Annotated in this window: 14 protein-coding genes and 1 tRNA gene; 7 read left to right on the plus strand and 8 right to left on the minus strand. The window is 42.5% G+C overall.

Annotation, left to right across the window (positions count from 1 at the left end; genetic code table 11):
- The first annotated feature begins 270 nt into the window (after positions 1-270).
- The 3 genes from FC62_RS03600 to FC62_RS03610 all read left to right on the plus strand — a co-directional run bounded on the left by FC62_RS03600 (position 271) and on the right by FC62_RS03610 (position 1,253).
- Positions 271-519, plus strand: coding sequence for a hypothetical protein (locus tag FC62_RS03600; protein ID WP_054746250.1), 249 nt, complete (start codon positions 271-273; stop codon positions 517-519).
- Between the two features lie 21 nt (positions 520-540).
- Complete coding sequence (locus tag FC62_RS03605) at positions 541-1,113, plus strand: M10 family metallopeptidase domain-containing protein (protein ID WP_054746251.1); 573 nt, start codon at positions 541-543, stop codon at positions 1,111-1,113.
- 69 nt (positions 1,114-1,182) lie between these two features.
- Positions 1,183-1,253 (plus strand) — tRNA-Gly (locus FC62_RS03610).
- 146 nt (positions 1,254-1,399) lie between these two features.
- On the opposite strand, the gene FC62_RS03615 is transcribed toward FC62_RS03610, so the two are convergent.
- Together FC62_RS03615 and FC62_RS08455 are read right to left on the minus strand one after the other, a co-directional pair.
- The gene (locus FC62_RS03615) at positions 1,400-1,606 is read right to left on the minus strand and encodes a hypothetical protein (protein WP_054746252.1); all 207 of its coding nucleotides are present in this window, start codon (positions 1,604-1,606) and stop codon (positions 1,400-1,402) included.
- A 131-nt stretch (positions 1,607-1,737) separates the two neighbouring features.
- Entirely contained in the window at positions 1,738-1,872 is a 135-nt protein-coding gene (locus tag FC62_RS08455) for a hypothetical protein (protein WP_255313978.1), read from the minus strand.
- A gap of 202 nt (positions 1,873-2,074) precedes the next feature.
- Here FC62_RS08455 and FC62_RS03620 point away from each other — a divergent pair, with 202 nt between their 5' ends.
- Both FC62_RS03620 and coaBC read left to right on the plus strand, forming a co-directional pair.
- Positions 2,075-2,731 carry a nitroreductase family protein gene (locus FC62_RS03620; RefSeq protein ID WP_054746253.1) on the plus strand — a complete coding sequence of 219 codons (657 nt, stop codon included), beginning with the start codon at positions 2,075-2,077 and terminating at the stop codon, positions 2,729-2,731.
- A 153-nt stretch (positions 2,732-2,884) separates the two neighbouring features.
- Complete coding sequence (coaBC, locus tag FC62_RS03625) at positions 2,885-4,078, plus strand: bifunctional phosphopantothenoylcysteine decarboxylase/phosphopantothenate--cysteine ligase CoaBC (RefSeq protein ID WP_056946723.1); 1,194 nt, start codon at positions 2,885-2,887, stop codon at positions 4,076-4,078.
- 58 nt (positions 4,079-4,136) lie between these two features.
- On the opposite strand, the gene FC62_RS03630 is transcribed toward coaBC, so the two are convergent.
- The 3 genes from FC62_RS03630 to FC62_RS03640 all read right to left on the minus strand — a co-directional run bounded on the left by FC62_RS03630 (position 4,137) and on the right by FC62_RS03640 (position 6,546).
- On the minus strand, positions 4,137-4,802 hold the full coding sequence (locus tag FC62_RS03630; protein WP_056946725.1) for a CPBP family intramembrane glutamic endopeptidase: 666 nt from the start codon (positions 4,800-4,802) through the stop codon (positions 4,137-4,139).
- Positions 4,803-4,880: 78 nt separating this feature from the next.
- On the minus strand, positions 4,881-5,243 hold the full coding sequence (locus FC62_RS03635) for a hypothetical protein (protein ID WP_056946728.1): 363 nt from the start codon (positions 5,241-5,243) through the stop codon (positions 4,881-4,883).
- The gene (locus FC62_RS03640) at positions 5,236-6,546 is read right to left on the minus strand and encodes a Y-family DNA polymerase (RefSeq protein WP_056946731.1); all 1,311 of its coding nucleotides are present in this window, start codon (positions 6,544-6,546) and stop codon (positions 5,236-5,238) included. The genes FC62_RS03635 and FC62_RS03640 overlap by 8 nt, the downstream gene beginning before the upstream one ends.
- Positions 6,547-6,694: 148 nt before the next feature.
- Between FC62_RS03640 and FC62_RS03645 the strand changes: the two genes are divergently transcribed.
- A complete protein-coding gene (locus FC62_RS03645; RefSeq protein WP_056946734.1) occupies positions 6,695-7,141 on the plus strand; it encodes an Hsp20/alpha crystallin family protein in 447 nt (148 codons plus the stop codon).
- 144 nt (positions 7,142-7,285) lie between these two features.
- A complete protein-coding gene (locus tag FC62_RS03650) occupies positions 7,286-9,961 on the plus strand; it encodes an LTA synthase family protein (protein WP_056946738.1) in 2,676 nt (891 codons plus the stop codon).
- Between the two features lie 41 nt (positions 9,962-10,002).
- Here FC62_RS03650 and FC62_RS03655 read toward each other — a convergent pair whose 3' ends face one another.
- The 3 genes from FC62_RS03655 to FC62_RS07965 all read right to left on the minus strand — a co-directional run.
- Entirely contained in the window at positions 10,003-10,662 is a 660-nt protein-coding gene (locus FC62_RS03655) for an HD domain-containing protein (protein WP_056946741.1), read from the minus strand.
- Between the two features lies 1 nt (position 10,663).
- On the minus strand, positions 10,664-11,134 hold the full coding sequence (locus tag FC62_RS03660) for a DUF805 domain-containing protein (protein WP_054746261.1): 471 nt from the start codon (positions 11,132-11,134) through the stop codon (positions 10,664-10,666).
- A gap of 161 nt (positions 11,135-11,295) precedes the next feature.
- Positions 11,296-11,425, minus strand: a 130-nt coding sequence (locus tag FC62_RS07965) for a Txe/YoeB family addiction module toxin (RefSeq protein WP_157043479.1), incomplete at its 5' end; no start/stop codon positions are given.

Here is an 11,425-nt window from a genome sequence, read left to right on the forward strand (position 1 = left end):
AATAAAATTGCTACTAATTATTTTAAAAAAGTTATATAACTGAAGTTTTACTAGTTTACGCTGCCGCTATTTTCAGGAATGTTAAATAACGGATGTCTATACGCAGTTAGTTCATATTTTTCAGAAAATATGAACTTTTTTAATCCGTTTTCAGTAATCGGATACACAGCCAGATTTAACTTGAAGTGCGAAATTATTTTATCGTAACAATCATGTTCCCTGTTATGTTTACCACTATTGTTTTTTAAGAAACAGAATGGGTAATTATCAATGCACAGAAGTATCAGCAAAAAGTTAATTACATTAATAGGTATCTTATTCACAGCAATCGGCATGCTTGGCGTCAATCAAGTGTTGCCAGCAAATCATGTCGAAGCAACGCTCGAATTGAAAGGTGGCCATTGGCCAAGCAGAACTGTTACCTACTCGATTAATCCAGGCACCGAAGCTACGGTTGCCTCAGCGTGGATTAACGCAGCCAACGAAATCAATCGTTACGGCATCATCAACTTTGTTTAGACTTCAAACGGGGCAGTGAAGTTGGGCCAACAAGTCGCCACTAACCAATCCGAACTAGGCGTAACCCAGACCTGGCGCCGCGGCAATGAGTATAGCCGCGCTGTTGCCTATCTGTCGGTTAATCAGAGTCTGAAGAATAGTCAGGGTAATAACTACTACCAAAGACAATATCCGGCGGCGTTGCACGAGCTCGGTCACGTCATCGGGTTGAAACATGACACGAATCCCGCCGGTTTGATGTACTCAGCAAGTGGCGCCTCCTTCAGCACGATTGACAGTACGTTTTTGAACGCGATGATCCAAATCTACGGTGCTTCGACCACTGGTTATGTGGGCTATGCGGCACAATCTAATGCCTCAAATGGTAACACACAACAAGCAGCACCAAATAGTGGCACCGCAACTAGAACCACCGATAACGTCGTCCCTACGCAGCAGACTACAGCGACCAACACTTTGGTTAACGCTAAGCAGCTAGAGGTTCGCATTAAAAATCTCTTAGAGGAGCTCACGCAATTCTTCAATGCGCATCGCGCTGAATATCAGTCTAGCTTAGCCAGTCACGATAAGATTCAGATGACTAGGGCAAATTAACCAAGCAATAATTTTTACCAAAAGTATCCCACAGGGGCTTTTTTTCGTGGTATAATTTTTATTGCTAATGCGGGTGTAGTTTAGTGGTAAAACTTCAGCTTCCCAAGCTGGCGTCGCGAGTTCGATTCTCGTCACCCGCTTCTTAAATAGTGGATTATTCCACTATTTTTTTTGCGAATTTTACGTGATCCGCATAATTCATACAACAAAGAAGCAGATTTTCATCTGCCTGTGCGCTTAGCCTCGATGCACCTTGGTACATGCTGCTTTTCTTTTAGCTGGTCTCTTAGCGTAAATCCTGAAGGCGTTCTTCCAGTCTGCTAATCTGACTCTCGGTCGCCGAAATCTCTGCCTGTACTTCCGCCAACGTCAGACCACTAGCGCTATAACCCTTGTACATTGCAGTGGCATAGTCGGTCTCCGTCAGCTGGCGCAAGCGCTCGTTCAATTTACCCAATTGTTTAACCGTTTGTTCATAGTGAAATTCATCCATCCGTCAATTCTCCTCACGCCAATGCATCGGGAGCCTTCAGCTGGCGAAATGACAACGCATCGATTGTAGCTGAGTAAGCGCCCATCAGCACCGTAAATCACGGTCACGTGTTCGTTATTCGGCTCAATGGATTATTCTGCCTGATACCGCAACACCACTACATTTTCTTTATTGCGGACGTGCTCCTCTTCTCGGACAAGTGTAAAATCTGCGGGTATTACTAGGTCCGGAATCACTCTGCCATTAACTTGGACTACCTCGCTCATCTCAGTGCCTCCAGTTGAAAAACTACTATTATCATCTAAATCACCCGCAGTATGCACTGATTTTATTTTTCGTGCAAAGGATTTGCCTAAAAAAAATAACTCGAGATATTTGTGAATATTGGCACAAACGATTGAACGTCTCTCGTAGATGAGTTATAGTAATCACAAAGTAAGCGATTATATGTGAAAGGGAGTACCAATTATGACTACTACAACTTTGGACCAACAACTTGTTTTAAATGACTTCAGTAAGGTAATGTTCGAGCGGCATTCGGTCCGGAAATTCAACCCTGACAAGAAGATTGACCGCGAGGAGTTACAGGCAATGATTAAGGAGGCCACCACTGCTCCTTCAGCCTGCAACCTCCAATCTTGGCACTTTGTAGTTGTGGACACGCCAGAAGGCAAAGATAAAGCCAAATCCTTCATGATGAAGTTTAACTACCCGCAGTTAGATTCATGTGCAGCAATGATCTTCGTCTTAGGCGATACACTATCGTATCAATCATACCGTGATGTTTGGAACAAAGCGGCCGAGGAAGGACGTATTACGCCCGAGAAACGGGATGAGGTATTCAAGACATTCTTGCCGTTATACGAGAGCGCTACACCCGAATTTCTCACGATGGATGCGACAATTGATGCCAGCATGGCTGCAATGCAGCTAATGCTGGTTGCCCGTGCCCACGGCTACGATACCAATCCCATTGCAGGTTACGCAGCAGACAAAGTAGTTCAAACACTCGGACTAGATAAGACTCGCTATGTGCCAGTTGTGGCACTAGCAGTCGGTGAAGCAGCTGAAACACCCATTTCTTCCGCACGTTATACCGCAGCAGAATTAACCGATTTTCTCTAAACTTCGTTAACCTTCGATTAATCTAACTAAATAACTAAATTTATCCCCATGCCTGCTTTACTCGGTATGGGGATTTTTTGTGAGGTAAAATAGGACTTTTCCACATATATTGCTATAATTAACTCGATTAGCAATATTCGAAGGAGCACTTAAATGAAACAGCAACACATCGGTATTTTGGTCACCGGCGGCATCGCTGCCTACAAAGTACCTCAATTAATTCGAGACCTCATTCGTGGTGGCGCTGAAGTTCGTGTTGCCATGACCAAGTCAGCACAACAATTCGTCACCCCATTAACGCTCGCAACCGTGAGCAAAAATCCTGTTTTGACCGATGGAGTGGGCATCTCAGCCGATGCAAAACACATTGATCACGTGGAATTTGCCCACTGGCTGGACGTTGCCGTCATTGTACCCGCAACGGCAAACACGATTGCTAAACTAGCTGCAGGGCTGGCAGACAACATCGTGACGGAAACGCTCCTCGCTTTCAATGGACCAAAATTACTAGTTCCAGCGATGAATGACCAAATGTGGCTCAATAAAAGAACACAACTGAACATTGCCCGTTTAGCAGACACAGGATTTACGCTGTTGCAGCCGGCTGAAGGAATGCTAGCTGAGGGCTATGCTGCGGTGGGCCGGTTACCCGAATTATCCGTGATTCAGCTCTTTATCAATTCGTTTAAGCAAGATAAGATTCTAACCGGAAAACGTGTATTAGTATCGGCTGGTGGAACCAGCGAGGTGATTGATCCTGTTCGCTTGCTAACTAACCGCTCCTCTGGCAAGATGGGCACATCCTTGGCCAACGCTGCTGCAGCCCTTGGAGCAGCGGTAACACTAGTTACTACGAAGGATTTGCCCACCCTACCAGCAGTAAAGATTGACCACGTCTCCTCGGCACAAGAGATGGCAACCGCGATGGCTAATCACTTTCAACAAGCGGACATTATCATCATGGCTGCTGCCGTGGCAGATTTCCGTCCTGAACATACTAGCAATCAGAAGATAAAGAAGCAGGATAATTCGACCACATTAGATCTTCATCTAGTTCAGAACACTGACATACTAGCAAAGTTAGGGCAAAAGAAAAATGCTAGTCAATATGTCGCCGGCTTCGCAGCAGAAACTACTAATCTTGTAGCAAACGCAAAGACAAAGCTAGCACACAAAAACGCTGACCTAATCATTGCCAACAGCGTTGACAATGGGCGCGGCTTTGATCAACCAAACAATAAAGTAACATTATTAACGAACAGTAAGCAGATCGAATTAGCAGACCAAGATAAACTCACACTTGCCTTTGAAATACTGACATTTATTCAACAAGAGCAGTCTAAATAATTCCTCAAAAAAAATCCTCTCAAACTTTTAATGGTTTGAGAGGATTTTCTGTAAATAATTAAAGGAGTACCACGGTTAACACACCATTGAATATTGCTAGCAAGACGGGTACCCAAAGACTTTGCGTTGAAAGATACGACCACGCTAGCAAGCCCCCAATAAGTAGCTCGCTAATAAAAATTAACGGTATACTTGAAAAGTTTAGTAAGGCAAAAATCAGTGCAGAAAAGATAACTCCCATGATGGCCTTAATCAGCGTATTTTGACGGAAAAAATAATTGAAAAAAAAGCCAGTGGTCAGAAATTGTTGTAGTGTACTTATGATGATTCCCTCGGAGAAAATAAAGAACCAAAATAATCCAGCGGAATCCCCGGCATGATATGCTGTTTGAATGCTGGTATAACCTATGCCCTGCGCCAATTGGATGTAGTTGATTACCATTCTCACAATAAATATTAGCGTGGTAATCAATACCAGTTGACCGAAATGGTCCGATATCGGCAGTGTGGTGTCTGAACGCTCAAAGTAGCGCGATTCGCGATTAAAGCGGTAGATGTAGAAAATCAACATCATTAGGCTTAGCAACAAAAAGAGAATGCTGCCCCAAAGGCGTACCTTGCCATCAACTACTGCCAACCTTCTCGCACCGAAAATAATAAAGTATCCTATTAGGTAGATGGTTCCGCGAACCATATTACCTTCACGTGATCTTGGTGTATTCATGTAATCATCCCTCATAAAGTCATGTTCGATTATACCAAAAAAAATGACTAGTTTCAGGCCAGATACTATTTTGTGCTCCTATTCAGTTCTAATTTGAATATTCTTAATATCTTCAAATTTAATCTGTTGGTCATTAATCACAACATTATCTTGCTGATAACCACCAACAAAGCCCACGATACTTGCAGGAATTACACCATTTACGTCAACTTGTTTCAATTGGATATCCACCTCTAGATGATTCTCAAATGCCTGGAACAACAGCATACCAACCTCTTCTGCAGTTTGAATCGGGCGACTCTTTATTACCTTATTATTTTGCTGCTCCTCTTGTTCAATCTTTTGTGTGTGATCACTTAAATAAAAACCTGCCCATTTCTTCATACCACGATCCTGATAATTCTTAAAAAAATCGTCCAACATTCGATCAAAATCACTCATAACTATTACCACCATTGTGGCCCCCGACAAGGCCGGCACGTTCTATCGCTGTACCCCCAGGTGCTAAGCTACTTAATTTAACGGCAGATTTCAAACCGAATTTCTTTCTAATCTGATCAGCCGTCCGATCCAGTTTGCTCCGTTTCTCTAACTGCTGCGGTTGCACAAACAGATTTAATTGACTTACTTGTTCTGGAATCAGGTCACCATAGTCCACTCCAATATTTCGTACAATTTCCCCATGCCAATTACTCCGAAAAAGGGCTAGTAGCTCCTCAACTAACTCCTTATTGTCATTTGTATAACTAATTTTTTGTTGCTTACGAAAACCCGAACGCTTCTTACCCGTACTACTTTTGTATGAAAAACCAATCCACAAGCTGACGAGACCCGTTTGTAATTTGCGACTTCTAATTCTGGCGGCGACCTGTTCGCCAATTTCCCTAATCACGATTTCAATCTCACGTTGCACCAAGTAGTCTCGTGGTAAAACCTGTGAATTACCATAGCTTCTTGCTTGCGGAATATATTTATCCCGAATTAAACTCCGATCAACCCCCCAACTCATTGCAAAAAGCTGTTCACCGATTATGCCAAATTCGTTCTTCAGTTTGACCGGATCAGTGTGTGCCAACTCGTACATATTGTGAATACCAATTCTCTCAAGGTGGGCTGCAGTTCGTTTATTGATTCCCCAAACATCCGTTAAATCAGAAATTTGCCAGATTGTATCTGCCACCTCCACATAATGCCAGAAGGCGATCATTGTTGCCCTTTTCTTTGCATCGATGTCCAGTGCAAATTTCGCCAAAAGCGGGTTCTCTCCGATACCTACAGTCGTGTAAATACCGAGCTGATTACGAATATCTAATTGAATCTTCCGCGCCACCTCAAACGGGTCCTTACCAAACAACTGGTATGAGTTGGTCATGTCTAAGATACTCTCATCAATCGAGTAGACGTGCAGGTCCTCGTCAGCCACATATTTCCGAAATATCTCAATAATCTCCATGCTCTTCTGGATGTAAAGGTTCATGTGGGGCTCGACGTAAATTAGGTCTGGCGCCTCCTCCTTGGTTGGCAAGTTGCGCTGTCTCATCACATTCTTGATTCCGTATTTCTTCTTCGCCATCGGCGAGGCAGCTAGGACGAGGCCGCCATTAGTATTCTTCTGGGTCGACATGACTACCAATTTGGTCTTCAACGGATTCAACCCCAAGGCCACGCTCTCGACACTGGCATAGAATGATTTATTATCAATCATGAAGATTAGGCGTTTAGGCTCATAACGATAATCATACAAATTATCACCCCTTTTCGCGAACAAGTGTTCGTATTTGCTATATCAAAATTACATTATTTTAGCAAAAATAGCAAGTGCAAAATATTTGAATCCCGGTAAAATAGCTCCTACAATATATATGTAGGTTGAAAGAAAGGAAGTTTTCAATATGGCAAATGAATTAATGCATCGTAGTAATAGAAATCCATTGGATCGGTTTAATGATTGGTTTAACGATGACTTCTTCGGTTTCCCTAGAGACGACTTTGCTAATGTATCATTAGCAAATATTATGCAATCAGACATCGCTGAAACCGACAAGGAGTACGTAGTCAAGATTGACATGCCAGGAATGCAAAAGGATAAGATTAATTTAAATTACCAAAACGGCGTTCTTAGTGTTTCTGGTTCTCGTGAGTCATTCTCAGATTTGAGTGATAAAGATGGGAACATCATTCACAACGAGCGTTCGATTGGCCATGTATCAAGGCAATTCCGCCTTCCAGACGTAGAAAAGTCAGCTATCTCTGCTAAATACGAGGGTGGCGTTTTGACCGTCACATTACCAAAAGCAACTGAGAAATCTGATGACGCAAATCAGATTAAGATTGATTAACAGAGCATTAACACATAGTTAGCTGGTAAGTAATACTAAGGGTGGGTTCTTCTGAACCCACCCTTTTTATATTCTGTAGTTGCCAAATGTTTTTCTAAAAATGCTATAATCAAACTCAACGAATGAAATCAAAGGATTACATTAATGCAAACAGCTAGTTTGGTACAAAAAATTCAAGCTTCATTACTCAATATATTCGTAGGCTTAATAGCAGTTCTAGCAATTGCCTATAATTCACTTTACCCAGCGACACCCACCGCAATCACCTTTCGGGGCTCGCGTTACCTCTTTGTGTTGGAGTTTGCAATAATCCTAGGAATTTCCTTTATCCTCGGCTCCCGCCATGAGACTCTATTGTCCCAGGTTAAAAACAAGCAATACTATTACCGTATCCTACTCTTTTTCCTCACTTACAGTGTATTTACATTCATCATTCACCTCAGCCTAGTTAGCTCCGCCCTTTCGCTTGCCAAATTAAGCACCGCTTTTAACTTTGTCTGGAAGATAAACAATCCCACCTTCATCCTTTTCTGGCTCGCGCTGCTTAGTCCCCTCTTTACCAAGTGGTTCCTGACCTTAACCAAGAATAAACGTTGGCTATTAATTGGTATTAACCTGCTGTTACTGCTTTTAGGCCTTGTAATTATTGACCGCACAAACCGACTTAATCTCCTTTATCTAGTGGCGATCTTTGGCGTGCTGTTCAGCTTCAGTCTAGGAATTATCGTTAGACTACCTCATTTACTCAAAGACCTAGAAGCCCAGTTATCCTTGCCTTTAATTGCGGGAATCCTAATTGTCGGCTCGCTCAACTTTGAAATTAACACAATCTGGTGGAACACCGGCATGGTCGCAGCAACTAACCTACTTGGAATTACTAATCCCAGCGCCCTCCTCATCATCCGAATTTTGCTCACCTTCATACTGATTACGACCATCGAGTGGATCAGACAACACCGACTGACGCGACCACATCTTTTTGCTGCGTCAATTGTTATTCCCAGCTCCTACTTTATTATCCAAGCCTCCAACTATTCATTTAGACTGAGCACGATGGTAACCGGTCCAGGCTCACTGTGGTTGAGTTTGATTAATCTGACATTTCTACTGGCGATTTACATGATCGTCGTGGCAATTGTGAAACGTGTCTATTTGGCCCTTGGTATCTACAGCCTCATCGTGATTCTTGTAGCTTACGCGAATATGCAAAAGGTACTACTACGAAATGAACCGATCACCCCACTAGATTTAAAAAATATTGTTATTCTTCCAGAATTGATTAGCATGATTAACGCTACCTACCTAGTGGGCGTCATCTTAGGTCTCGTCCTTTTATTAGGGTTCATTTGGCTTATCCAGAAACGCTTTAACCTCCAATTACACGCTAAATTACCAGTACGACTAGGGCTAATTATCGTCAGCGTCAGCTACCTTGTTTTCTGGGTCAATTTCCTACCAACTCAAACTGTAAGCTGGAACACTACCGGTACGCATGTCGCCAAGAATCCGGCAATGCGTGCCGCACATTACAGCACCCTCTCCATGATTGTGCCAATCGGGCATTACAGAACCAATGGCACCCTGGTTGGTTTTGCCAGCATGCTGAAAGTCACTGCAATGGAACAGCCACACGGTTACAGCAAGAGCAAGATGGAACAGCTAGCGTACAAATATACTAAAGTTGCTCAATCCCTCAACCAAACACGTAAGAATAAGATAAACGACCAAACTATTATTTATATTCTCAGTGAGTCGCTCGCAAATCCAGCACGTATTCCTGGTGTTCAATTAACCAGTAACCCACTGCCAAATATCACAAACTACCAAGCCAATAATCACGGTGGGCTCTTCTTCTCGAATGGATACGGCGGCGGGACTGCCAACATTGAGTTCGAGGCTATTACTGGTCTTTCGATGAATAATTTCTCGCCCTCGATGTCTATTCCATATTCCTTTCTCGTCCCTCAGCTGGATTTCTTCCCAACAATTATCAATTCTTTTGACGAACGAATCGCCATCCATCCTTTCACGACCCAAACCTATGAGCGTAACAAAGCGTTCAAGAAATTGGGTTTCCAGCGTTTCTACGCACAAACAGCCGGAACCGACCCTCTGAAATACTCAGCTAAAATTGGCAATAACCCATATGTCAGTGACGCTGCCTCGTATAAGAATGTCTTGGCAATACTCCGCCAGAACAACAAGAATAAAATTATTCAGTTGTCCACAATGCAGAACCACGTGCCCTACCTGAGCAATTACTATGACAGTAAAATAAAGCTGGATACTAATCTTTCCGCAAGTTCAGTGGCAAGTCTAGAGACATACACAAAAGGAGTCAACATTACGGACAAGGAGACTGCGAATTTCATCCAGGAACTGAATCAGCTACCGCAAAAGGTGACTGTCGTCTTATATGGCGATCATTTACCAGGTATCTATAACTGGCAGAAGAATAATGAACAACAACACGCTAAGTACGACAACGTTCTGCATCAGTCCGATTACTTTATCTACTCCAATTTCCAAGAAAAGAATGTCGGTAAAGCCGTAGTCTCACCGAACATGCTTAACCCACTTCTTTTCGCAAAAACTGACGCAAAAGTCTCGCCTTTCTATGGGTTAATGACCAAGATTGCCCTAAAGACTCCGGCCGCTGAATTAGGTAAGTATATGGCTGATTCGGGCAAATATATTACACAATCTAAGTTAACGAAAGCTCAACGTAAAATTTTGGCCGACTATAACATGGTAATGTACGATCTTACTGCCGGTAAAAAATACCTGAACGGTACTAATTTTTACGCCATTCCACATTAAAACCAAAAAAGTCTGTGCTCATTATTCAGCACAGACTTTTTCTATTTCTCTCCACGATATTCTGCTTCGTACTCACTCACGAATTCTTGCATTAATTTGGTTCGGCTACGTGCAATCCTCTTCGCTGCCTTCGTATTCATTAGCTTTTCAAGCTTAAATAATTTCTCATAGAAATGATTAATGATGGTTGTATCTTCACGGTAGTTATCCTGCGTAAGCTCTTCCCGCGGTTCTAGAGTGCTGTCATAATCAGCAATGCCATGTACGACACCGTACCTAATTGCACGAAAGACCCCAATTGCCCCAATGGCATCTAGCCGATCTGCATCCTGAACTATTTGCCCTTCAAGCGATAATTTATGGGTCTCAGCCAGATTATGCGCGAAGGACATCTGATCAATTATTTGAAAAATATCGTTGATCGTATCTGAGCTAATCTCAAATTGTTGCACAAGTATGTGGCGCAGATTAGCTTTCTCTGCCGTAACGTCCTGTACCAACTTTTCATCGTAAAAATCATGGAGATAGCAAGCAAGTAAAACCTTGAAATCATCCGCCTTCTTCTCTTTGTCCAGTAAGTACTGTGCATTACGGACTACTCGCCGGACGTGTTCGTAATCATGACCAGATTGATCGGATTCCATCTTACGTCTAACGAGCATTGCTACCTGCTGAACTTGTGTTTTTTCAATTTGATCCAACTTATTTCGCTCCTTCTCGTGACGGTGAAAACTCCCGTTCATCACCAACATTTGTTGTATCCGTCTCTTCACCGTAAACATTCTGATGATATTCACTCGGATACATTGACAAAATTAGTATTATTATCCAGCCAATCAATGGAATAAAGTGTAGTAACAGATACCATGCCGATTTATCCATGTCATGCAACCTTCTAACCTGTAAGCCCAGACTAATTATTTTGGCGAGAGCCTGAATTAAGGCGCTATAGCCAATCAAGCGTGCAAAAATGACAATCCGCATAAAATCAGTTGCGTCAGCCAACTTTCCTGTGTATTGGCTGTAGATTAAGCTAATTAAAATACTCATGCACACTAAAACGAGTCCCTGCGGCCACCAATAATCTCGTCTTGCAGTTCTACCATCAAGCATGAACATATTTTTGACAAAACGTCCAAGGGACGCTCTAATGGAGAAAGTAGCTGGTTTCATGAATATTTTCCTTGTCTATATTTAATTATAATGCAAACCATAGCATTCACCAACTTAAAGCAAAAAAGAACTAGGTCTGATAACCTAGTTCCAGTTGTTGCCTTTAAAAATAAGTATCAAGAATGGGATATTACTCCTAGCGCTTTCGAATAAAGCCACTCCTAGTAGTGATCCTTGACGGAATAGATGTAAATAATCTCACTTTCGATAGAGTAAACTAACCGATGTTCATCACTAACTCTTCGAGACCATTTTCCGGCCAAGCCGTATTTTAATGGCTCGGGGTCCCCC

The organism is Amylolactobacillus amylotrophicus DSM 20534 (assembly GCF_001434555.1).
GTDB lineage: Bacteria > Bacillota > Bacilli > Lactobacillales > Lactobacillaceae > Amylolactobacillus > Amylolactobacillus amylophilus.

Excerpts from the sequence above, each read along its gene's own strand:
- FC62_RS03600 (WP_054746250.1), top strand. The coding sequence starts at position 271 with ATGCACAGAAGTATCAGCAAAAAGTTAATTACATTAATAGGTATCTTA.
- FC62_RS03615 (WP_054746252.1), bottom strand. The coding sequence starts at position 1,606 with ATGGATGAATTTCACTATGAACAAACGGTTAAACAATTGGGTAAATTG.
- FC62_RS08455 (WP_255313978.1), bottom strand. The coding sequence starts at position 1,872 with ATGAGCGAGGTAGTCCAAGTTAATGGCAGAGTGATTCCGGACCTAGTA.
- FC62_RS03620 (WP_054746253.1), top strand. The coding sequence starts at position 2,075 with ATGACTACTACAACTTTGGACCAACAACTTGTTTTAAATGACTTCAGT.
- coaBC (WP_056946723.1), top strand. The coding sequence starts at position 2,885 with ATGAAACAGCAACACATCGGTATTTTGGTCACCGGCGGCATCGCTGCC.
- FC62_RS03630 (WP_056946725.1), bottom strand. The coding sequence starts at position 4,802 with ATGAATACACCAAGATCACGTGAAGGTAATATGGTTCGCGGAACCATC.
- FC62_RS03635 (WP_056946728.1), bottom strand. The coding sequence starts at position 5,243 with ATGAGTGATTTTGATCGAATGTTGGACGATTTTTTTAAGAATTATCAG.
- FC62_RS03645 (WP_056946734.1), top strand. The coding sequence starts at position 6,695 with ATGGCAAATGAATTAATGCATCGTAGTAATAGAAATCCATTGGATCGG.
- FC62_RS03650 (WP_056946738.1), top strand. The coding sequence starts at position 7,286 with ATGCAAACAGCTAGTTTGGTACAAAAAATTCAAGCTTCATTACTCAAT.
- FC62_RS03660 (WP_054746261.1), bottom strand. The coding sequence starts at position 11,134 with ATGAAACCAGCTACTTTCTCCATTAGAGCGTCCCTTGGACGTTTTGTC.